This window comes from Pseudomonas graminis (assembly GCF_004364335.1).
GTDB classification, from domain to species: Bacteria; Pseudomonadota; Gammaproteobacteria; order Pseudomonadales; family Pseudomonadaceae; genus Aquipseudomonas; species Aquipseudomonas graminis_D.
In genome coordinates, this window is sequence record NZ_SOCR01000007.1 from 22934 (window position 1) to 44084 (window position 21151).

Here is a 21151-nt window from a genome sequence, read left to right on the forward strand (position 1 = left end):
TCATGCCCGGTTCCGCTCAGACGTTTCGCTCACTGCACCATCAGTCCATCGTTTTGCGCCTGCCCAATGCCTGGGACGCTGGGAGCGCTCGACTGTTCGAAAGCCTCGGCGCCACGGCCATCGCGACCACCAGCGCCGGTGTCGCCTGGGCCCAGGGCTATGCCGATGGCCGGGTGTTTCCGGTCGACACCGCGGTAAGCGTCGCGGCCAGCATCGCGCGGCTGATCAGCGTCCCGCTGTCGGTCGATATAGAGAACGGCTATTCGGACGACCCGCAGACCGTGGCGGAAAACGTCAGGCGGGTGCTGGAGGTGGGCGCGGTGGGCATCAATCTGGAAGACGGTTCCGACGCGCCGCAGCTGCTCGCCCGCAAGATCGAGGCTATCAAAAGCATGGCCGCCAATAACGGGTTTGACGTTTTTATCAATGCCCGCACCGACGTATATCTGGCGAGTCTGGTTCCTGAACATGCGCGCGTCGAAGAAAGCCTTAAACGCGGTCATATGTACCGGGAAGCCGGTGCGGACGGGCTGTTTGTGGCAGCCCTGGTGGATGTCGAGCAGATAAAAGCCGTCGTTGCCGGCATCGATCTGCCCATCAATGTGCTGGCGCGACAAGGACTGCCAGACGCCGAAGCACTGGCGCAGTTGGGCGTACGCCGGTTGAGCGCCGGATCCACCATCACGCAGACCTTGTGGGGACAGGCCGAGCAACTGGCGCGCGGCTTTCTGCAGGAAGGCCGATCGGAAGCAGTCACTGAAGGCAGCCTGACCTATCCGCAGATCCAGGCGCTGTTTGAACGCTAGACACAACTCATCGGAAGCAATGAAACAAGGGGCGGCGATCCTCTGGATTCGCCGCTCTGTTACAAAATTTGCGGCGGGATCGACGAGAGGCGCTAGCCAGGTTTAGACGATAAGAGTACAAATGTGCTCCATGACGACCCTATCCCCCAAACGCGCTGCCATCCTCACGTTCATTCGAGATCGCATCGCCCAGAATGGCCAGCCTCCCAGCCTGGCGGAAATTTCCGAAGCCTTTGGTTTTGCTTCCCGCAGCGTCGCGCGCAAGCACATCGTGGCGCTGACCGACGCCGGCCTGATCGAAGTCGTCGCCAATCAGGCCCGCGGTATCCGGCTGGTGGACACCCGTCCACGGCCGCAGATGCTCGACATTCCCGTGCTCGGTCGCGTGGCCGCCGGTGCACCCATCGGCCCCGACCTCGACAATCACGATATCTTCACGCTGGACAGCCGCACCTTCATGCGCGTCCCGGATTACCTGCTGCGGGTGAGCGGGGATTCGATGACCGACGACGGCATCTTCGATGGCGATCTGGTCGGCATCCTGCAAAGCGCCGAAGCCCGCGACGGGCAGATCATCGTGGCCCGGCTGGACGGCGAAGTGACCATCAAGCGCCTTGAGCGCGGCAATGATCAGCTGCGCTTGCTGCCGCGCAACCCTGCGTATCAACCCATCATTGTGCGGCCGGACCAGGACTTCGCCATCGAAGGCGTGTTCTGTGGCCTGGTGCGCCGGGAATGATGGGCGCGGTGGTCAGCCTCGACGCGCTGCTGGACGAGCGGCGCGTCTGGAAGGGCCGTCAGCAGGTTGCTTCGGTGGCCACGCAGCCCACCGGCCATGCAGCCCTCGACGCCGCGTTACCCCTGGGAGGCTGGCCCCCTGCGGCGATGACCGAAGTGCTGGTGGCGGCCAACGGCAGTGGTGAATTGCGCCTGATGTGGCCGACCCTGGCGCGCCTCGCTGACGCCGGCGAGCGTATCGTGCTGGTCGCGCCTCCCTATCTTCCTTATGCCCAGGCCTGGCAGATGGCGGGCATTGACCTGAGGCAGTTGTCGATCATCCATGCCAACGAGCGCGATGCCCTGTGGGCGGTCGAGCAATGCCTGCGTTCGGGCAGTTGCGGCGCAGTGTTGTGCTGGCCGACCAAGGTCGACGACCGCGCCTTGCGTCGGTTGCAGGTGGCCGCCGAAACCGGTGAAACCCTGGCCTTTGCCTGCCGCGGGCATGAAGCAGCGGCCAATCCGTCTCCGGCCGCGCTGCGCATTGCCATCGACGCGCGGCCCAGTCAGTTGCGGGTGCTCAAGTGTCGCGGCGGGCTGGCGCCTGCTTCCCCCGTCCCGTTCACCGCTGACGCTTGAGGTTGCCATGCTCTGGGCCTGTGTCCTCCTGCCGCAGCTGGCGCTGGACGGCGTCATGCGTCGTCGCGAAAACCCTGAAGAACCGCTGGCGCTGATCAGTGGCACGGCGCAGCGTCGGGTGCTGCAGACGGTCAACCCGGCCGCCCGCGCGATGGGCCTGCGTGCCGGCCAGTCGTTGACCGCAGCCCATGCCATGACCCGGGAATTCGCCACCGTCGAATACGACCCGGACGAAACCGAGCGCTGGCACCGTTTGCTGGCTGCCTGGGCCTACCGGTTCAGTTCCCATGTCAGCCTCAAGTACCCGCGGGTGCTGTTGATGGAGGTTGAATCCAGCTTCGGCCTGTTCGGGCCGTGGCCGGTGTTCGAAGCGCGACTGCGTCAGGAGCTGACCGAGCTGGGCTTTACCCACCGCATCGTCGCGGCGCCCAATCCGCTGGCAGCCCGCATGCTTGCCAACGCCCATGACGGTCTGGCCGTGACCGACGGCGACGCACTGCATGAGGTGCTGGCACAGATGCCGGTCAACCGCATCGGCCTGCCAACCGAGGTGGCCACCGCACTGGCGCGCATGGGCCTGCACCGCGTACGACAGGTTCATGGGTTGCCCCGTGACACCCTGGCCCGGCGTTTCCCGGCAGCGGTGCTGCAACACCTCGACACCTTGTTCGGGCGCAGGCCTATGGGGCTGGAGTGTTATGTGCCTCCAGACCGTTTTGATACCCGCATCGAGCTGAATTTCGACGTCGAATCCCATCAGGCGCTGCTGTTCCCGCTCAAGCGCATGATCGCCGACCTGGCGGTGTTTCTGGCCGGGCGCGACAGCGGCGTGCAACGTTTCGTGATTCATCTGGAGCACGTTCCGAGCGTGGGCAGCGTTGCCCCGGACACGCAGATTCCCGTGGGCCTGCTCAGCGCCGAGCGCGAAGCCAACATGCTGTTCGAGCTGGCGCGGGGCCGTCTGGAGCAACTCGAGGTGCCGTCGCCGGTACGCGCGTTGAGATTGCAGGCCAAGGATCTGCCGGCGTTCGTGCCCACCCACCGCGAGCTTTTTGATGACCGTCCGCAGCAGACCATGCCCTGGGAGCAACTGCGCGAGCGCCTGCGCGCACGGCTTGGGGATGAAGCCGTGGCTGGCCTGGGCTTCAATGCCGACCATCGCCCGGAACACGCCTCGCTGCCCGCTTCCCCGAGCAAACCGCTGGCGCTGACCCATAAAGTCCCGCGCCCCGGCTGGCTATTGCCCGAGCCGGAATTACTGACCGAGCCCGGCCTGCGTGTGCTGGCCGGGCCGGAGCGCATCGAGTCGGGCTGGTGGGACGGCGGCGACGTGCGCCGCGACTATTACCTTGTCGAAACCCGCAACGGCCAGCGCGGCTGGGCTTACCGGAGCGTCGGCGAGAGCAGCCTGTTACTGCATGGCTGGTTCGCATGAGCGCGGGATACGCCGAGCTGCATTGCCTGTCGAACTTCAGCTTTCAGCGGGGGGCGTCGAGTGCAAAAGAGTTGTTCGAACGGGCAAAGCTTCACGGCTATCAAGCGCTGGCGATTACCGATGAATGCACCCTGGCGGGCATCGTACGTGCGTGGCAGGCGGCGAAGGAATGTGAGCTGCCACTGATCATCGGCAGCGAAATTGCCATCGAGAACGGGCCGAAAATTGTCTTGCTGGTAGAGAATCTCGCCGGCTACCAGGCCTTGTGTCGCTTGATCACCCAAGGGCGGCGCCGCAGCAAGAAAGGCGAATACCGCTTGCTGCGCGAGGACTTTCAGCCGCCGGTCACGGGGCTTTTGGCGCTGTGGCTGCCGGATCTTGATCAGAACGTGCCGACCCGGCGGGAACAAGGCGACTGGCTGCGCGGGGTCTTTCAGCAAAATCTGTGGCTGAGCGTCGAACTGCATTGCGGTCCCGATGATCGAAAGCGCCTCAACACCTTGCTCGGCATGGCGCGGGCCATGGCGATTCCTGCCGTCGCCAGTGGCGACGTGCACATGCACGCCCGCGGCCGTCGGGCGTTGCAGGACACCATGAGCGCGGTCCGCCATCACACCACCGTGGCGGAGGCAGGGCATCGGCTGTTTGCCAACGGCGAGCGGCATTTGCGCCCACTGTCGGTGCTGGGCGAGCTATATCCGGCGAGCCTGCTGATTGAAACCCTGAACATCGCCCGGCGCTGCACCTTCGACCTCAGTGAGTTGCGCTACGAATACCCCCACGAACTCGTGCCGCCTGACCAGTCCCCCAGCAGCTGGCTGCGGCACCTGACCGAGCAGGGCGCCAGTCGGCGCTGGCCTCAGGGCGTGCCGGAGGTCGCCCGCAGCAACATCGAAAAAGAGCTGAGGGTCATCGCCGCCAAGCGTTACGAGAGTTACTTCCTCACGGTGCACGACATCGTCAGCTTCGCCCGCGAGCAGCACATTCTCTGCCAGGGGCGTGGTTCTGCGGCCAACTCCACGGTGTGTTTCGCTTTGGGCATCACCGAGCTCGACCCGTCAAAAAGCAATCTGCTGTTCGAGCGTTTCATCTCCGAAGAGCGCGACGAGCCCCCGGACATCGACGTCGATTTCGAGCACGAACGGCGCGAGGAAGTCCTGCAATACGTCTTCCGTCGATACGGCCGGGGCAGGGCGGCGCTCACCGCGGTTGCCAGCACCTACCACGGTGCGGGAGCCGTCCGGGATGTGGCGCGCGTCCTCGGTTTGCCACCCGACCAGATCAACGCCCTGGCCGACTGCTTCAGCCGCTGGAGCGACAGCATGCCGCCCGCCGAACGCCTGCGCGAATGTGGGTTTGAGCCCGAGAGCCCGATTCTGCGCCGGGTGCTGACGTTGACCGGCGAACTGATTGGCTTCCCCCGGCATCTGTCCCAGCACCCTGGCGGCTTTGTGATTTCCGAGCACCCGCTGGAAACCCTGGTGCCCGTGGAAAACGCTGCCATGGCGGACCGCACCATCATTCAGTGGGACAAGGACGACCTTGATCTGGTGGGCCTGCTCAAGGTCGATATTCTGGCGTTGGGTATGCTCAGTGCGCTGCGCCGGACCTTCGATCTGGTCAGGGGGTATCGCGGTTACGACCTGACCCTCGCGACCATCCCCGCCGAGGACAAGCCGACCTACGACATGATCACCCGCGCCGACACCATCGGCGTGTTCCAGATCGAGTCGCGTGCGCAGATGTCCATGCTCCCGCGCTTGAAACCCAACACCTTCTACGATCTGGTGATCGAGGTCGCCATCGTGCGCCCCGGGCCGATTCAGGGCGGCATGGTGCATCCCTACCTGCGCCGCAAGAACGGCGAAGAGGCAGTGACGTACCCATCCGATGAACTGAAAGTGGTGTTCGAGCGCACCCTGGGCGTGCCGCTGTTCCAGGAACAGGTCATGCAACTGGCGATCGTCGCCGCCGATTATTCCCCCGGCGAGGCGGACCAGTTGCGCCGTTCCATGGCGGCCTGGAAACGCCACGGCGGTCTTGAGCCCCACCGCATCCGCCTCAGTGAGCGCATGAAGGAAAAGGGCTACCCGGACGAGTTTATCCAGCGCATTTTCGAGCAGATCAAGGGCTTCGGCAGTTACGGCTTCCCGGAATCCCACGCCGCCAGCTTCGCCTTGCTGACCTACGCCAGCTGCTGGCTGAAATGCGACGAGCCTGCGGCCTTTACCTGCGCGCTGATCAACAGCTGGCCGATGGGCTTTTACAGCCCGGATCAACTGCTGCAGGACGCCCGCCGCCACCAGATCGACGTGCACCCGGTGGACGTGCGTTACAGCGACTGGGACTGTTCACTGGAGCCGGTCGCCGGCCGGGAATACAACCAGAACCTGGCGATCCGCATGGGCCTGCGCATGATTCGCGGCTTCCGCGAGGAGGATGCCATGCGCATCGAGCAGGCCCGCGGCGTACGTGATTTCAAGGACGTGGCTGACCTGTGCATTCGCGCCGAACTGGACAATCGCGTGCGTGCTGCGCTGGCGGATTCCGGCGCGCTGCGGGGGCTGGTGGGGCACCGTCATCGGGCGCGCTGGGAGATCGCCGGCGTTGAGATGCAACGGCCGTTGTTCGGCGATGACTTTTTTGGCGAAGAGGCCCAGGTCGCGCTGCCGCTGCCGAGTGTCGCCCAGGACCTTGCAGCCGATTACGATAGCCTCGGCACGACACTCGGGCCGCACCCGCTGGCTTTGCTGCGCCATAAACTCGCCGCGAAACGTTTTCGCAGTTCAAAGGATTTGCTGGATGAAGAGCATGGACGAAGCTTCAGCGTCGCCGGGCTTGTCGTCGGTCGACAACGGCCCGGCACCGCCAGTGGCGTGACCTTTGTCACCCTGGAAGACGAACACGGCATGATCAACGTGGTGGTCTGGCGTGATCTGGCCGAGCGTCAGCGCAAGGTGTTGGTGGGGTCGCAGTTGATGCAGGTGTTCGGCAAGTTCGAATTCCAGAAGGGCGTGCGCCACGTCATCGCCCAGCGATTGTTCGACCTCACGCCGATGCTCACCGGGCTCGACGTGCGCAGTCGGGATTTCAAGTGAGCCGCAGGGGGCTGATAAACGCCTGATTGACCGCGATCCTCCTGCAGGTTTTGCGTACGACGTCAATTGCCCGTTTGACGCAAGTCCAGTGTAGGAGCGCGCTTGCCCGCGAAAGGTGTCGTATCAGAAACATTGAGGGCGTCTGACACACCGCAATCTTCCGGATGCGGCGTGTCAGCCGCCGGACATGTCACTGGCCAATCGCATTCGCCAGCAAGCCGGCTCCTACAGGTTATGCATCTCGGTTGAAGTCGGGGCCTGGGCTGGAATCTACTGACTGTTCATCCTGCCCTGACCCGAAAACAGGATAAATACCTCCGTCCATCAGATCTCCACCTTCACAGCCCGCCCGGTCTTGATCGACTCGATGGCGCAGTTGGCCAGATGCAAGGCTCTCAACCCGTCGCGGGCGTTGGTCGGCAAGGTCTGGCTGCCGCGCACCGCGTCGATGAACTGGTTCAGCTCGATGCGGTAGGACGCCGCATAGCGCTCAAGGAAGAAATTTTCCAGCGGCTCGCGCACTTCGGTTTGCGTGGCGCTGTAGCTGCGCACGGTGCTCGCGCGATGGTTGTCGTTGAGGATCATGCCCTTGGAGCCGAACACTTCCAGACGCTGGTCGTAGCCATACACGGCTTCGCGGCAGCAATTGATGTGGCACTGCTTGCCCGACGCGGTGCGCAGCAGCACCATCACGCTGTCGTAGTCATCGATCTGCGCCAGTGCGGGCTCCACGAGGCGGCTGGCGATGGCGATCACTTCGACGGGTTCTTCGCCGAGCAAGGTGCGCGCGGTGTCGAAATCATGGATGGTCATGTCGCGGAAGATGCCGCCGGAGTGGGTCAGGTACTCCACCGGTGCCAGCCCCGGATCACGGCTGGTGATCACCACCTGCCGCACCTCGCCGATGTCCCCCCGGGCAATGACCTTGCGCATCTGCAGGGTGTCCGGGTCAAAACGGCGATTGAAACCCAGCATCACCTTGCCATTCAGGTGCTCAATCTCTTCCACTGCCCGGGCGGCTTTGGCGAAGTCAAGATCAATGGGTTTTTCGCACAGCACTGGTTTGCCCAGCTTTACCGCCCGCAGCATCAGGTCGATGTGGGTGTCGGTCGGGGTGCCGATGACAATCGCATCCACATCGTCACGGGCAATGGCCTCGGCGCAATCGTAGGCCGCGGCGCAACCCAGCCTGCCGGCCAGGGTGTCGACGCCTTCGCGCCATGGGTCAGCGATCACCGTGAGTTGCACGTTGGGGTTGGCAGCCACGTTGGCCGCGTGAATGTTGGCGATACGGCCTGCGCCGAGGACAGCAATGCGTAGCATGGGTGGATCTCCGGGATTGTTGTTATGGGGTGATCGGCGTAACGGGTGCGGCTGCACATCAGTGCGTCAGGTTGAACGGTGTGACCACCTGCACGTGGGAAACGGGAATCGGCACCGCCTTCCACAGGCGATGAAACTGCAGGATGTGCAGAAACGCGTTGCGCGCGTCGGTCTGCAAGTTGTGATCGATGATCGCGGCCATCTTTTCTTCCGCCAGCAGTTGCCGGTTTTCCTGATCGAGGTCGTGCCCGATAAATACCTCGAGGGGGCGATCCAGTGCGGCGAAGGCATCGACGATCGCGCGGTTGCCGCCGCCAACGCTGTAAATGGCCTTGATCGACGGATTGTCCTGCAACGCTCGGGTCACCTTTTCGAAAGTCGGCTCATGCACGCCAAACCCGCCGGTGACGTCGACGACGCGCAGGTGTGCCGCACGGCTGCGCAGCCAGGTGCGGAAACCCATCTCCCGCTCTTCCTCGCCACGAAACAGCTCACTGCTGATGACCACGGCCACGTCTTGCGGCTCATCTTCGAGCCAGCGCGACATCAGGTACGCCGCTGTTTGCCCGGCGGTGCGATTGTCCATGCCGATGTAACCGATGCGCTCACTCTGGGGCAGGTCGGAAACAAACGTCACCACCGGCACACCCGCTGCCGTTGCCTCGTTCACCGCTTCGTTGATCGGCAACTCATCCGCGGCTTTGATGATCAGGCCCTGACTGCCTTTTTCGACGCATCGCAGAATCAGGTCGTGCATCTGCTGTGGGCCGATGGCCTGATACAGGTGAAAGCGCGGAAAGATACGAAACGGCGCCAGACTGCCGAGCTGCGCGAGAATCGCCTCCTGCACCGCATCGCTGAAGCGTTTGGGCGTGTGCAGGATGACGTCGATATGAAAAGTGCGGCCCACCGCAGGCCCGGACTTTTCCTGGGCTTCGAGTTCTTCGAGGGCTTGATGAATGCGGCGGTGGGTCTGGTAATGCACGCTGCCGCGCTGATGCAGCACGCGATCGACCGTCGCCTTGCTCACGCCGGCCTGAGTCGCGATCTGCTTGATTGAAAAACGTCTGGCGCGGTCGAGCATGTGAATCCCCTGGCGCCTCTGGATGAGGTCTTGTTGAGGTCGATTCGGGGCCTCGGTGAGGCTGTCGCAATGCTAATCGCTGTTCTACTGCTTGTACAGATGGAAATTAAATTCTAAATAGGGGGCGCGGTTATGCGTCTTGAACGCCTCAAACCGCTTGGCACGGGCTGTGCTGTGCCCAATGCGTCAGATGAAAATCACTCGCCAGGAGCACCCATGTACAAAGACTATCCCGCTGCGTATCAGGTCAGCAAAGGCTCGGCTCTGCAGGTCGACACGGCGTTTTATCAGCGCATTCGCGAGGCGCAGGACCGCCGCACCCTGGTTGAGCAGTTCGAAGTGCCCATCCGCACCGGGCGGGCCTGGAAGGTCAAGGCCGGACAGGTGTTCCGCGTGACCACACCGGTAGGCCCGCAAGTGGGCGACTTCAATGTCTGGAGTGCCGATGACCCGCGCGAACGCATGTGGGCCGCGCGCACCCGGCAACTGCAGGGCGCCCACGTCACGACCCATGACCGCTTGTGGTCAAACCTGCCGTTTCTGCGGCCCATGGTCACCATCACCGACGACAGCCTCGCCAGCTACGGCATCGATGAACACGGCGGACGGCTGCATGACCTGCTCGGCACCCGTTGTGATCCCTACGTGAACAAGATGCTCACCGGCGAAGACTTTCACCACCACTGCCATTCGAATCTGACCCGCGCCGTGTTGCCCCATGGCCTGACCGAATTTGACGTGCACGACGTGCTGAACATCTTCCAGTGCACCGGCTTGAATCACGACGACCTGTATTTCATGAAAGCCTGTCCGGCCAGACAGGGGGATTACCTGGAGTTCTTCGCCGAGATCGACCTGCTCTGTGCCTTGTCGACGTGCCCTGGCGGCGACCTTTCCCTGCCGATGTGGGGCCCGGATGCCCAGGACCCGCTGACCGTGTGCCGGCCATTGGGTGTTGAAATCTACGACATTGATCCGGCGTTGCTGCAAGGCTGGGAGCCGCCCAAACGCGCGGCCTACAACGGTTTGCACGGGTTGAAGATCGACAAGGCGGACTGGGAGAAGTAAGGCCCGAGTTTTCGGGGTGTTTCAGCGAGACGTCGCCTGGCCATCTCAACGCCTTCACGCATCCCGAAACAAGTCGTGGGCGTTGAGCAGGCGCCAGGCGATCTCGGGGTTCTTTTCAAGGCCCCGGCGTATGGCGGCGGGGATGGCGGCGCGGGTCTTGCGGCACATGCCGGGCAACTGGGCGATGTCGATGACCATGCCGCGCATGCTGCGCACTTCATTGATGCCGGGGGCGATCTCCACGCGGATGCCGAGCTGATCGAACATCCGCGTTTGCAGGCGCTGCAGATCTTCCAGGCTGGCGATATTTTCCAGACGCTCAAGCAGACGTTTCTCTTCCTGACGGGTCAGGCGAAGGATGCGCACGTCCGCCCCGTCCAGCTCCAACAGCCGGTCGCGGTCGCATTGACAGGCGCCGGGCGGGCAGGGCGAGCGGATGGGCAATGAGGAAGTCATGGGCTCCGATCATAACCATGGGCTGTGGGGATTTATAGCCATCCCGGGTGCGATCGCGTAGAAAACTCAGATGACTGATTTGGTAAGGCCAATATCTTAATTCCTTAATTGGTCTTGCCAATGGTCGGACGGCTGTGTAGCTTTTTCCTGCAGGGCCGCAGTGTGATTGCTCACGCCATTGCAGCTGCTTCCCGCGCTTCCAGAATCCATCCGCCACTTCACAACAACAAGATCATCGCCCGGTAACCTGCGGTTCTGCCCGTTTCAGCGGCGCCGGCGTGCCTGGTCTGGAGAGAGAAGATGCTCACCGTCGTCTGCGAAAAACCCGGTTCCCTGCTGGCCCTCGACCGTCCGAAACCCGAACGCGCACCCGGCGAAACGCTGGTCCGCATCAAACGGGTCGGGGTCTGTGGCACTGATCTGCACATCTTCAATGGCAACCAGCCGTTCCTTGAATATCCCCGGGTCATGGGCCATGAGTTTTCTGGCATCGTTGAGCAAAGCGAGGCGGGCAGCGGACTTGAGCCCGGCGACGTGGTGTATGTGATGCCGTACCTGTCCTGCGGCGACTGCATTGCCTGCCGTCAGGGCAAGACCAACTGCTGCGTGCGCATTCAAGTGCTCGGCGTCCACCGCGATGGCGCGTTCACCGAATACCTGAGCCTGCCCCACGGCTTCGTGCTCAAGGCCGACGGGGTCTCGCTGGATCAGGCAGCCATGATCGAATTTCTGTCCATCGGCGCCCACGCGGTGCGTCGCTCGGACGTGCAATCCGGCCAGCGGGCGCTGGTGGTCGGCACCGGCCCGATCGGCATGGCGGTGGCGATTTTCTCCCGCCTGCGCGGGGCCATTGTCAGCGTGCTCGACACCCGCGAGGACCGCCTGACGTTCTGCAAGCAGCACCTGCAGATTGACTCGGCCGTGCTGATAGGCGAAGACGACAAACAGCAACTGGAGCAACTGACCCAGGGCGAATTCTTCGACGTGGTGTACGACGCCACCGGCAACGCCAAGGCCATGGAGCGCGGGTTCGAGTTCATCGCCCACGGCGGTAAATACGTGCTGGTGTCCATCGTTCGCGACACCATCAGCTTCTCCGACCCTGAATTTCACAAGCGCGAAGCGACGCTCATGGGCAGCCGCAACGCCACCGTCGAAGACTTCCGCTACGTCGAGCAATGCCTGCGCGACGGCCTGATCCCTGACGCCGCGCTCAATACCCACCGCATGGCCCTGAGCGAAGTGACCGAGCGCTTCACCACGCTGCTCGACCCGGCGCAACGGGTCGTCAAAGCCATCGTCGAATGCTAGGAGGCGCGGGCATGCATGCAACCCCGTTCACCCCGATCCTGCAGTTCGGCACCAGCCGCTTTCTTCAGGCCCATGCCGATCTGTTCATTTCCCAGGCCCTGGAGAAGGGCGAAGCGCTGGGCAGAATCACCGTCGTGCAAACCACCGGCAGCGCCGACAGCGCGCAGCGGGTTGCGGCGCTGGCCGGTGGCACGGGTTATCCGGTGCGCATTCAGGGCACGGAAAACGGCCGCACAGTGGATGAAGAGCATTGGTCGACATCGATTGCCGGCGCGCTACAAGCCGGCCCCGACTGGGCGCTGATTCGTCAGGCGATCCGGCACGACGTGCAGGTGGTGATTTCCAACACCGGCGACAAAGGCTACGTGCTGGACGCGGCGGACTCGGCGTCTTGCCTGGCCGCCGAGGCGCCGACGCCCAGGAGTTTTCCGGCCAAACTGCTGGTGCTGCTTCACGACCGCTGGCAGGCGAATCCTGATGCGCCATTGTCGCTGTTCCCCTGTGAACTGGTGTCGCGCAACGGCGACGTGCTGTGCGACCTGATCATTCAGCTGTCGGCGGCGTGGGGCATCGATACCGGGTTTGCGCGCTATCTGCGTGACACCTGCCGCTGGGCGAACTCCCTGGTCGATCGCATCGTCTCGCAGCCGATTCAACCCGTCGGTGCCATCGCCGAGCCCTACGCGATCTGGGCGATTGAGCGTCAGCCGGGGCTGGTGCTGCCGTGTACGCACCCTTGTGTGGTGGTGACGGATCAGTTGGAGCAGTACGAACAGTTCAAGTTGTTCATGCTCAATCTGGGGCACACCTGGCTGGCCGAGCGCTGGTTGAAAGATGGCCGGCCTGAGGGCGAAACGGTGTTTCAGGCGATGAACGATCCGCTGTTGCGCGGGAGCCTGGAGGATCTGTGGGGACGGGAGGTGCTGCCGGTGTTTGCGGCAAAGGATCAAGGGGATCAGGCACGGGATTACCTGGCCAGCGTCCGCGACCGTTTTCTCAACCCGTTTCTGCAGCACCGGATTGCCGACATCGCGCAGAACCACGAGGAGAAGAAACGCCGCCGATTTTTGCCGGTGGTGGAGATGGGGCGCTCGGTTGCAGATCTGGAACAGCCGAAGCTCGAGGGTGCGTTGGCTGATTGATTCCCGGCTGACACACCGCGATTCCATAGTAGGACCGGCTTCAGCCGGGAAGGCGCCGGTAGTCACACCGCAAAACTCAGGGTGCACGCGCTGGCGTCTTCCCGGCTAAAGCCGGTCCCACTCTTCCACCGCGTGCATCCAGCGTTGATCCGCGTCCATGGCCACGCCACAGGGCGCACCAACGCCTGTGATATCCTCCGGCGCATCTTGATGGAACATGATTGATGACTGCGCCAAGCCCTGCACCCGAACGCCGCCTTTACCAGATCACTGCCGACCGATTGCGCGAACACATTCGCAAGCATGGCATCGCCCCCGGCGCGCGGCTGCCGCCGGAGCGGGATCTGGCGCAGTTGCTCGGCGTCTCTCGTCCGTCCCTGCGCGAAGCCCTGATCGCCCTGGAAATCGAAGGCAGCGTCGAAATCCGCATGGGTTCCGGCATTTACGTCTGTGAGCACCTGCTGGGCGTCAAAGGCAAAACCCGCACGCTGGGCGAGAGCCCGTCCGAGCTGATGCAGGCCCGGGCGTTGATCGAGGGCGAGAGCGTGATGCTGGCCTGTCTGCACGGCAGCAAGGCTGATTTTCGCTACCTGCAGGGGTGCATCGACAAGATGCGCGAGGGTGCGCTCAAAGGCGTGCCGGCGCTGGACGACGACCGCAAATTCCACCAGCGTCTGGCGAAAATGAGCGGCAACTCGACCCTCGTGCGCATCATCACCTCGTTGTTCGAAGAGCGTTACAGCCCGCTCACCGCCCACGTCAGCGAACACTCCGAAACCACCGAAACCTGGGCCATGGCCGTTGCCGAGCACGAAGCGATTCTGCGCGCGGTGCAAACCCGCGACCTGATCGGCGCCCAGACCGCCATGCGCGAACACCTGCGCCGCTCCGAAGCGCGCTGGCTGGACGGGATGGATGCGGAGCTGCGTTAGAGCGCGTGGCTTGGGCGAGTCCTACTGCGGGTTTTCGTGACACCAGACTCCTCCGTTCTCTGGCCTGGCGCCGAACGTCCGATCAACCGGATGAAACTGTAGGAGCGCGCTTGCCCGCGAACGCGTGGGTACAGACCCTGGAGATGCGTCGGATGTACCTACGATTTCGCGGGCAAGCGCGCTCCTACAGTTCGTGGGGATTCTGAGGACGGTTTCCAATCCGGGATCATGAGCCATGAGCCATGAGCCATGAGCCATGAGCCATGAGTCCTGAGCCATGAGCTACGAGACTCTCGCCATCGTTTTGCGAATCCCTTCCCACAAGCCGTTTAAATACACCGCGCCCAGCGCCCGGTCGTACAGGCCGTAGCCCGGCTTGCCGGTTTCGCCCCAGATCATGCGCCCGTGGTCGGGGCGGTAATAACCCTCGAATCCCGTCTCGACGTAAGCCTTGACGATCTCGGCCATGTCCAGCGAGCCGTCTTCCGAGCGGTGGGCGGTCTCAAAAAAATCACCGGCTTCGTTGACCTTCACATTGCGCAGATGGGCGAAGTGAATGCGCCCCTGGCCACCGAATTCCCGCACGAGCGAGGGAATGTCGTTGCCCAGATCCGCGCCGAGTGAGCCTGAACACAGGGTCAAGCCGTTGGCCGGATCGTCGACCATCGCCAGAATGTGCGCCAGGTCCTCGCGATTCTTCACCACCCGTGGCATGCCGAACATCGAGCGCGGCGGGTCGTCCGGGTGCAGGGCCATCTTGATGCCGGCGTCTTTTGCGACCGGGATGACGCGCTCGAGAAAGTACGCCAGCCGTTCACGCAGGGTCGCCTCGTCGACCTGAGCGTATTCGTTGATCAGCGCGCGCAGGACTTCAGGCTCATAGCTGACGTCCCAGCCGGGCAGGCTGATGCCGTCGTCCAGGTTCGCCTGCTCGATCACCGCGACGTCGAACGCCAGGGTGGTCGAACCGTCGGGCAGCTCCATGGCCAGGGTCGAGCGGGTCCAGTCGAACACCGGCATGAAGTTGTAGCAGACCACCTTGATCCCGCAGGCTGCCAGGTTGCGCAGGGTCTGGCCGTAGTTGTCGATCAGTTGATCGCGGGAAGGCAGGCCACGCTTGATGTCTTCATGGACCGGCACGCTCTCGATGACCTCCAGCTCAAGTCCGTGGGCATTCACCGTGGCCTTGAGGGCGGCGATCTTGTCCAGCGGCCAGACCTCGCCTACCGGGATGTCATAGATGGCGGAGACTATCCCGGTCATGCCGGGAATCTGGCGGATGTAGGGCAGGGTGACGGGATCGCTGTCGCCGTACCAACGGAAGGTCATCTTCATTGCGCATTCCTTGTTGTTATGGGAGGCCGGCCGCTCAAGACCGCCAGTGCTTCACCGCAAGCGGCCCGAGTGCGGCGTGCGCAGCAGCATAGATTGGTCAGGCCAAATTATGCAAACCCCGACCGTCGAGCGATAAAACCTCAAATAAAACCCCTTTCCGATTTCCCTAACCCTGTTTGCCGGTCTAGTATCGGCTGCATTCGGATATTTGGTCAGGCCAATTATGCCGTTCTCGAAGGATGCGTTATCTCTCGCTGAACAGTGTATGAATCAGGGCCCGGGCGCTATACGAAGCTCTAACGACGTTCTACTCATAAAAATAATTAGGAGGACTCGCCATGCAGAAAGGGCGCTGGTTGGTAATTTTTCTGTGCTTCCTCGCGGTGGCCATCAACTATATCGACAGGGCCAACCTCGCGGTTGCCGCCCCCTACATCCAGAAAGAACTCGCCTTGGGGTCGGGGCAAATGGGCCTGCTGCTCAGCGGTTTCTTCTGGACCTACGCACTCATGCAAATGCCGTTTGGCTGGTTCGTCGACAAGGTCGGCGCGCGCATCGCGCTGCCCCTCGCGGTGGCCTGGTGGTCGCTGTTCACGGCAGCCACAGCGGCGGCCGGCAGCCTGGCGTCGATGTTCGGATGCCGGCTGATGCTCGGCGTGGGCGAGGCGGGGGCGTATCCGTCCTGCGCGAAAATCGTCAGCCAGTGGTTCGACGTCAAGGAACGCGGCTTTGCCACCAGCATCTTCGACAGCGGTTCGCGGGTCGGCTCGGCGCTGTCCATCCCGCTGGTGGCGCTGATCATCGAGCTGTGGGGCTGGCGCGCGTCGTTCATCATCACCGGCGCTGTCGGCGTGATCTGGGTGGTGGGCTGGTTCCTGATCTACAAAGAGCCTCAGGCCGTTGCGGCCATCGAGCAGCACGAAGCGGGCAAGGCGGCGACCCTCGCCGCACGGCCGAAAGTGAAATGGGCATCGCTGTTTCGTCACCGCACCCTGTGGGGGATGATGCTGGGCTTCTTCTGCCTGAACTTCGTGATCTATTTCTTCATCACCTGGTTCCCGACCTACCTGGTCACCGAACGTGGTTTCTCGCTGAAATCACTGGGCACGCTGGGCACCATTCCCGCAGTGGCGTCCATCGTCGGCGGCTGGATCGGCGGGCTGACTTCCGACGCGCTGTATCGCCGGGGCTGGAGCCTCACTGCGGCGCGCAAGACCTGCATCGTCGGCGGCATGCTGATGTCGTCGAGCATTTCCCTGTCGGTGTTCGTTGACAGTACCTGGGCGATGCTCGGCTTTTTCAGTCTGGCCTATGCGAGCCTGGCGTTTGCCGGCGCGAGCATCTGGTGCCTGCCGGCCGACGTGGCGCCATCGCCTGCCCACGTCGCGTCGATTGGCGGCATCCAGAACTTCGCGTCGAACACTGCCGGCATCTTCATCACCACCTTCACTGGATTCATGCTGGTGATCGGCAACGGCTCGTTCACTGCGCCGCTGCTGACTGCCGGGGCGTTCGCCCTGCTGGGGGCGTTCAGTTACCTGTTCATCGTCGGCAAGATCGAGCCGTTTTCGACCACGCCGGAGGATGCCGCGCCTCTGGATGCGTCGGCGGTCGCCCAGCGCACCTGAGTGTTGAATCGGATGCGGGCATCACTTCTGTGGTGTGCCCACTGCCGCTTTCCCGGCTAAAGCCGGTCCTACGGTTTGCGCACGACGTGTAGGACTGGCTTTAGCCGGGAAGAGGCCAGCGCAGGCACCCTCACGTTCGCGGTGTGTTTGATGGGTTCCCGGCCGCATCCTCTTCACACCCCTTCGGCTTTCACCGCCGCGCGAATCGCCTCCAGCAGCATCTGGCACGCCGGGTTGTCGTTGTCCGAGCGCCAGACCAGATGCAGCTCGCTCTGCACCCCTTCACCCAGATCGATGTCGCGGAACGTCACGCCCTTGAACACCACATTGGCGGCGCAGCGCGGCACCAGCGCCAGGCCCATGCCGGCATTCACCAGCGCCAGAATGGTCAACGACGAACCCAGCCACTGCACATACTCGGGCGCCACTTGCGCCGAGCGAAACATGCCGGTGAGCAGTTCGTTGAACGGCGGGTAGGCCGAGTGCGAGTACATCAGGAAGGGCTGGGCGTCGAGGTCCTGCACGCTGATGCTCCGGGCGTTCGCCAGCGGATGGCTGCTGGGCACCGCCAATACGAAAGGCTCGCGCACCAGGCATTCGGTTTCATAACCGGGTTGCAGCAGCGGCGCCCGCACGATGCCCATATCAATGCGCCGGGCACGCAGGGCTTCGTGCTGCTGGTAGGTGTTGAGCTCGGTCAGGGAAATTTTCACGTGGGGCTGGTTCTGCCGCGCTTCGGCGATGACCCGTGGCAGAAACTCATAGACCGCGCTGCCGACGAAACTGATGGTCACAGAGCCGATGTCGCCTTCGGCAAAGCGCCGCGCCGCGATGGCCGCCTGATGCGCACGTTCCAGCAGCGTCTGCGCTTCGATGAAAAACGCCCGGCCCGCCGCGGTCAACGCGACGCTGCGGGTGTTGCGGTTGAACAGCTGAACCCCCAGCGAATGCTCAAGCAACTGGATCTGCCGGCTGAGCGGCGGTTGGGTCATGTTCAGGCGTTCGGCGGCCCGGCGGAAGTTGAGTTCGGTGGCGACGGTGGTGAAGCAGCGCAGTTGGGCAAGCTCGAACATTGATCTATTCCAGGTATCAATCAACAGTCAATCTAGATTAGACGGGAACAATGCCGCGGTCCATGATCGGTTCATTCCACGCTCTTCCCATGCCAATCCCACAAAAAATACAAAGACCGGGAGTCGCACCTTGAACCGCACCGTTCCCATCAGTGAACCCACTCATAACGCCGATCCCACCGTACTGGCCCGCGCGGCCGCGAAAGTGAAGCGTCATGTGTTGCCGTTGTTCGTGATCATGTTCATTGTCAACTACATCGACCGGGTCAACATCGGCTTCGTCCGCAGCCACATGGAGACCGACCTGGGCATCGGCGCCGCCGCTTACGGGCTCGGCGCCGGACTGTTTTTCGTCGGCTACGCGCTGTTCGAAGTCCCGTCGAACATGCTCCTGCAACGCTTCGGCGCCCGCGCCTGGCTGACGCGCATCATGTTCACCTGGGGCGCAGCGGCGATGGCCATGGCCTTCGTGCGCGGCGAAACCAGTTTCTATGTGCTGCGCTTCGTCCTCGGCGCGGCGGAAGCGGGGTTCTTCCCGGGCATCATCTATTACTTCACCCAATGGCTGCCTTCCAGCGAACGCGGCAAAGCCATGGCCATCTTTCTCAGTGGCTCGGCCATTGCGTCGGTGATTTCCGGCCCGGTGTCCGGCGCGCTGCTCGGCGTCAGCGGCATGAACCTGCACGGCTGGCAATGGATGTTCATCATCGAAGGCTTCGCCTCCATCGCCCTGTGCGGCTTCGTCTGGTTCTGGCTGCAGTCCCATCCCCGCGAGGCCAAATGGCTGAGCGAAGAAGAAAAGGGCGCACTGATCAGCGCCATCGACGCTGAACAGCGCGCCCGGGAAGCGGCGCAAGTGATCAAGCCGTCGATCTTCAAGCTGCTCGCCGACCGGCAGATCATGCTGTTTTGCTTCATCTACTTTTCCGTGGCTCTGACCATCTACGGCGCGACGTTCTGGCTGCCGAGCATGATCAAGAAGATGGGCAGCCTCACCGATTTCGAAGTCGGCCTGTTCAACTCGATCCCGTGGATCATCTCGATCATCGCCATGTATGGCTTCGCGGCGCTGGCGGCCCGCTTCAAGCATCAACAGGCGTGGGTCGCGGTCACCCTGGTGATTGCCGCCTGCGGGATGTTCATGTCCACCGTCGGCGGGCCGATTTTCGCCTTCGTTGCTATCTGCTTTGCAGCCATCGGCTTCAAGGCGGCGTCCGCGCTGTTCTGGCCGATTCCCCAGGGCTATCTGGACGCGCGGATCGCAGCGGCGGTGATCGCGCTGATCAATTCCATCGGCAACCTCGGCGGCTTCGTGGCGCCCACCGCGTTCGGTTTTCTGGAGCAAAAAACCGGCTCCATCCAGGGCGGCATGTACGGCCTGGCACTGACCTCGCTGGTGGCAGCCGTGGTGATCTTCTTCGCCCGCACCACGCCCAAAGGCGACGCGCGCCGCCCAAAGCCTGAAGACGCTGCGCCGCTGCACGCAGCCACCTCGCTCAGCTCACCTTCAAGCCTTAAACCCTAGGCCTCGAACCTTAGCCTCACATCCTGATTGACCGGGAGAAGTCATTTGAAAATCACACGCGTCACCGTCACCCCGATTGCCTTCCGCGATCCGCCGTTGCTCAACGCCAGCGGCATCCACGAACCCTTTGCCCTGCGCTCGATCATCGAAGTGGAAACCGACAACGGCTACCTCGGCCTCGGCGAAAGCTACGGCGATGCCCCCGCGCTGGCGATCCAGCAGCAGTTGCAGAGCCAGTTGATCGGCATGGACCCGTTCAACCTCAACCACCTGCGGACGGTGGTCAAAGCGACCGTGGCGGCCAGCAAGCCTGCGTCTGTCGCGGGGGCCGAACTGGCGCCGGGCTCCCACGCCAGCAAGGCGGTGAGCAATGCTTATTCAGCGTTCGAAGTCGCCTTTCTGGATGTGCAGGCACGCTCGATGAACCTGCCGCTGGTTGACCTGCTCGGCGGGGCCGTTCGCGACCGCGTGCCGTTCAGTGCGTACCTGTTCTTCAAATACGCCCAACACGCCGACTCGCCCTACGCGCCCGACAGCTGGGGAGAAGCGCTGAGCGAAGTACAGATCGTCGCCCAGGCGCGGCGGATGATCGACGCGTACGGGTTCAAGAGCATCAAACTGAAAGCTGGCGCGCTGGACCCGGAACACGAAGTGTCGTGCATCAAGGCGCTGAAAAAGGCCTTTCCGGGCTATCCGCTGCGCATCGACCCCAACGGCAACTGGTCGCTGGACACCTCGATCCGCATGGCCGAACTGCTTGGCGACGACCTGCAATACTACGAAGACCCGACGCCCGGGCTGGAAGGTATGGCCGAACTGCACAAACGCACTGGCCTGCCGCTGGCAACCAACATGGTCGTCACCGACTTCGACGAATTCCGCCGCAGCGTCGCGCTCAACAGCGTGCAGATCGTCCTCGCCGACCACCATTACTGGGGCGGCCTGCGCGACACCCAGGCGCTGGCAAAAATGTGCGACACCTTCGGCCTCGGCGTCTCCATGCACTCCAACTCCCACCTGGGCATCAGCCTCATGGCCATGACCCACGTCGCCGCCGCCGTCCCCAACCTCGACTTCGCCTGCGACACCCACTACCCGTGGCAAGAACCGGACGAAGAAGTCATCAAAGGCGGCAAACTGCCCATCATCGACGGCTGCGTCCACCTCACCCGCGAGCCCGGGCTGGGGCTTGAGCTCGACTACGACCAGTTGGGCAAACTCAATGACCAATTTCTGACGTGCGGGATTCGTCAGCGTGACGATGTGCGGCAAATGCAGAAATACAAACCGGAGTGGAAGGCGGTGAAGCCGAGGTATTGAGGTGGGGAGGGAGTTATGAGCTTGCCACAGGCCGAAACGCGGGATGACGCGGAGCGTCACGGGATGCATGCCCACGCGGAGCGTGGGTACGATCAGCGTTGGGCAGCGAAATTCCCGTTGCCCATACCGGCCTCTTCCCGGCTAAAGCCGGTCCCACTAAAAAGCGACGCGTGCAGTCAGTGGGACCGGCTTTAGCCGGGAAGCTCTTGATCTGCTCTTGATCTGCTCTTGATCTTCATACGCAAAAAGCTCAAACACC

At 62.9% G+C, this 21151-nt stretch carries 17 protein-coding genes; 12 read left to right on the plus strand and 5 right to left on the minus strand.

The annotated features are described in order from the left end of the window. Nucleotides 1-2: 2 nt before the first annotated feature. The 5 genes from EC919_RS14160 (at nt 3) to EC919_RS14180 (ending at nt 6695) form a co-directional block, all read left to right on the plus strand. Complete coding sequence (locus EC919_RS14160) at nt 3-806, plus strand: isocitrate lyase/PEP mutase family protein (protein ID WP_133774887.1); 804 nt, start codon at nt 3-5, stop codon at nt 804-806. A 121-nt stretch (nt 807-927) separates the two neighbouring features. Then, nucleotides 928-1545: a transcriptional repressor LexA gene (gene lexA, locus EC919_RS14165; RefSeq protein WP_133774889.1), complete on the plus strand. Its 618-nt coding sequence runs from the start codon at nt 928-930 to the stop codon at nt 1543-1545. Continuing rightward, a complete protein-coding gene (imuA, locus tag EC919_RS14170) occupies nt 1545-2162 on the plus strand; it encodes a translesion DNA synthesis-associated protein ImuA (protein WP_166650562.1) in 618 nt (205 codons plus the stop codon). The genes lexA and imuA overlap by 1 nt, the downstream gene beginning before the upstream one ends. A gap of 7 nt (nt 2163-2169) precedes the next feature. Then, the gene (locus EC919_RS14175) at nt 2170-3597 is read left to right on the plus strand and encodes a Y-family DNA polymerase (RefSeq protein ID WP_133774893.1); all 1428 of its coding nucleotides are present in this window, start codon (nt 2170-2172) and stop codon (nt 3595-3597) included. Further along, on the plus strand, nt 3594-6695 hold the full coding sequence (locus tag EC919_RS14180) for an error-prone DNA polymerase (RefSeq protein ID WP_133774895.1): 3102 nt from the start codon (nt 3594-3596) through the stop codon (nt 6693-6695). The genes EC919_RS14175 and EC919_RS14180 overlap by 4 nt, the downstream gene beginning before the upstream one ends. Before the next feature lie 324 nt (nt 6696-7019). On the opposite strand, the gene iolG is transcribed toward EC919_RS14180, so the two are convergent. Then, the gene (gene iolG / locus EC919_RS14185; protein WP_133774897.1) at nt 7020-8018 is read right to left on the minus strand and encodes an inositol 2-dehydrogenase; all 999 of its coding nucleotides are present in this window, start codon (nt 8016-8018) and stop codon (nt 7020-7022) included. Nucleotides 8019-8076: 58 nt separating this feature from the next. Then, nucleotides 8077-9102, minus strand: coding sequence for a LacI family DNA-binding transcriptional regulator (locus tag EC919_RS14190; RefSeq protein ID WP_133774899.1), 1026 nt, complete (start codon nt 9100-9102; stop codon nt 8077-8079). A gap of 216 nt (nt 9103-9318) precedes the next feature. Here EC919_RS14190 and EC919_RS14195 point away from each other — a divergent pair, with 216 nt between their 5' ends. Then, nucleotides 9319-10170 carry an urea carboxylase-associated family protein gene (locus tag EC919_RS14195; RefSeq protein ID WP_133774901.1) on the plus strand — a complete coding sequence of 284 codons (852 nt, stop codon included), beginning with the start codon at nt 9319-9321 and terminating at the stop codon, nt 10168-10170. A 54-nt stretch (nt 10171-10224) separates the two neighbouring features. On the opposite strand, the gene EC919_RS14200 is transcribed toward EC919_RS14195, so the two are convergent. Continuing rightward, complete coding sequence (locus EC919_RS14200; protein WP_133774903.1) at nt 10225-10626, minus strand: hypothetical protein; 402 nt, start codon at nt 10624-10626, stop codon at nt 10225-10227. Between the two features lie 300 nt (nt 10627-10926). Between EC919_RS14200 and EC919_RS14205 the strand changes: the two genes are divergently transcribed. The 3 genes from EC919_RS14205 (at nt 10927) to EC919_RS14215 (ending at nt 14011) form a co-directional block, all read left to right on the plus strand. Continuing rightward, on the plus strand, nt 10927-11937 hold the full coding sequence (locus tag EC919_RS14205; protein ID WP_133774905.1) for a zinc-binding alcohol dehydrogenase family protein: 1011 nt from the start codon (nt 10927-10929) through the stop codon (nt 11935-11937). An 11-nt stretch (nt 11938-11948) separates the two neighbouring features. Beyond that, a complete protein-coding gene (locus EC919_RS14210; RefSeq protein WP_133774906.1) occupies nt 11949-13079 on the plus strand; it encodes a mannitol dehydrogenase family protein in 1131 nt (376 codons plus the stop codon). A gap of 224 nt (nt 13080-13303) precedes the next feature. Next, nucleotides 13304-14011 (plus strand): FadR/GntR family transcriptional regulator, encoded by a 708-nt coding sequence (locus EC919_RS14215; RefSeq protein WP_133774908.1) that lies wholly within the window; start codon nt 13304-13306, stop codon nt 14009-14011. Between the two features lie 282 nt (nt 14012-14293). Here EC919_RS14215 and uxuA read toward each other — a convergent pair whose 3' ends face one another. Next, on the minus strand, nt 14294-15346 hold the full coding sequence (gene uxuA / locus EC919_RS14220) for a mannonate dehydratase (protein WP_133774910.1): 1053 nt from the start codon (nt 15344-15346) through the stop codon (nt 14294-14296). A 338-nt stretch (nt 15347-15684) separates the two neighbouring features. Between uxuA and EC919_RS14225 the strand changes: the two genes are divergently transcribed. Then, on the plus strand, nt 15685-16974 hold the full coding sequence (locus tag EC919_RS14225) for an MFS transporter (protein WP_133774912.1): 1290 nt from the start codon (nt 15685-15687) through the stop codon (nt 16972-16974). A 173-nt stretch (nt 16975-17147) separates the two neighbouring features. On the opposite strand, the gene EC919_RS14230 is transcribed toward EC919_RS14225, so the two are convergent. Then, entirely contained in the window at nt 17148-18047 is a 900-nt protein-coding gene (locus tag EC919_RS14230; protein WP_133774914.1) for a LysR substrate-binding domain-containing protein, read from the minus strand. A 238-nt stretch (nt 18048-18285) separates the two neighbouring features. On the opposite strand from EC919_RS14230, the gene EC919_RS14235 reads away from it, so the two are divergent. Together EC919_RS14235 and EC919_RS14240 are read left to right on the plus strand one after the other, a co-directional pair. Further along, complete coding sequence (locus EC919_RS14235) at nt 18286-19572, plus strand: MFS transporter (RefSeq protein WP_133775407.1); 1287 nt, start codon at nt 18286-18288, stop codon at nt 19570-19572. A 45-nt stretch (nt 19573-19617) separates the two neighbouring features. After that, complete coding sequence (locus tag EC919_RS14240) at nt 19618-20892, plus strand: glucarate dehydratase family protein (RefSeq protein WP_133774916.1); 1275 nt, start codon at nt 19618-19620, stop codon at nt 20890-20892. Nucleotides 20893-21151: the final 259 nt, after the last annotated feature.

Coding starts and splice junctions, on each gene's coding strand:
- imuA (WP_166650562.1), top strand. CDS start 1,545: ATGGGCGCGGTGGTCAGCCTCGACGCGCTGCTGGACGAGCGGCGCGTC.
- EC919_RS14160 (WP_133774887.1), top strand. CDS start 3: ATGCCCGGTTCCGCTCAGACGTTTCGCTCACTGCACCATCAGTCCATC.
- EC919_RS14225 (WP_133774912.1), top strand. CDS start 15,685: ATGCAGAAAGGGCGCTGGTTGGTAATTTTTCTGTGCTTCCTCGCGGTG.
- EC919_RS14195 (WP_133774901.1), top strand. CDS start 9,319: ATGTACAAAGACTATCCCGCTGCGTATCAGGTCAGCAAAGGCTCGGCT.
- lexA (WP_133774889.1), top strand. CDS start 928: ATGTGCTCCATGACGACCCTATCCCCCAAACGCGCTGCCATCCTCACG.
- uxuA (WP_133774910.1), bottom strand. CDS start 15,346: ATGAAGATGACCTTCCGTTGGTACGGCGACAGCGATCCCGTCACCCTG.
- EC919_RS14235 (WP_133775407.1), top strand. CDS start 18,286: ATGTTCATTGTCAACTACATCGACCGGGTCAACATCGGCTTCGTCCGC.
- EC919_RS14205 (WP_133774905.1), top strand. CDS start 10,927: ATGCTCACCGTCGTCTGCGAAAAACCCGGTTCCCTGCTGGCCCTCGAC.
- EC919_RS14200 (WP_133774903.1), bottom strand. CDS start 10,626: ATGACTTCCTCATTGCCCATCCGCTCGCCCTGCCCGCCCGGCGCCTGT.
- EC919_RS14210 (WP_133774906.1), top strand. CDS start 11,949: ATGCATGCAACCCCGTTCACCCCGATCCTGCAGTTCGGCACCAGCCGC.
- EC919_RS14215 (WP_133774908.1), top strand. CDS start 13,304: ATGACTGCGCCAAGCCCTGCACCCGAACGCCGCCTTTACCAGATCACT.
- EC919_RS14180 (WP_133774895.1), top strand. CDS start 3,594: ATGAGCGCGGGATACGCCGAGCTGCATTGCCTGTCGAACTTCAGCTTT.
- EC919_RS14230 (WP_133774914.1), bottom strand. CDS start 18,047: ATGTTCGAGCTTGCCCAACTGCGCTGCTTCACCACCGTCGCCACCGAA.
- EC919_RS14175 (WP_133774893.1), top strand. CDS start 2,170: ATGCTCTGGGCCTGTGTCCTCCTGCCGCAGCTGGCGCTGGACGGCGTC.
- EC919_RS14190 (WP_133774899.1), bottom strand. CDS start 9,102: ATGCTCGACCGCGCCAGACGTTTTTCAATCAAGCAGATCGCGACTCAG.
- iolG (WP_133774897.1), bottom strand. CDS start 8,018: ATGCTACGCATTGCTGTCCTCGGCGCAGGCCGTATCGCCAACATTCAC.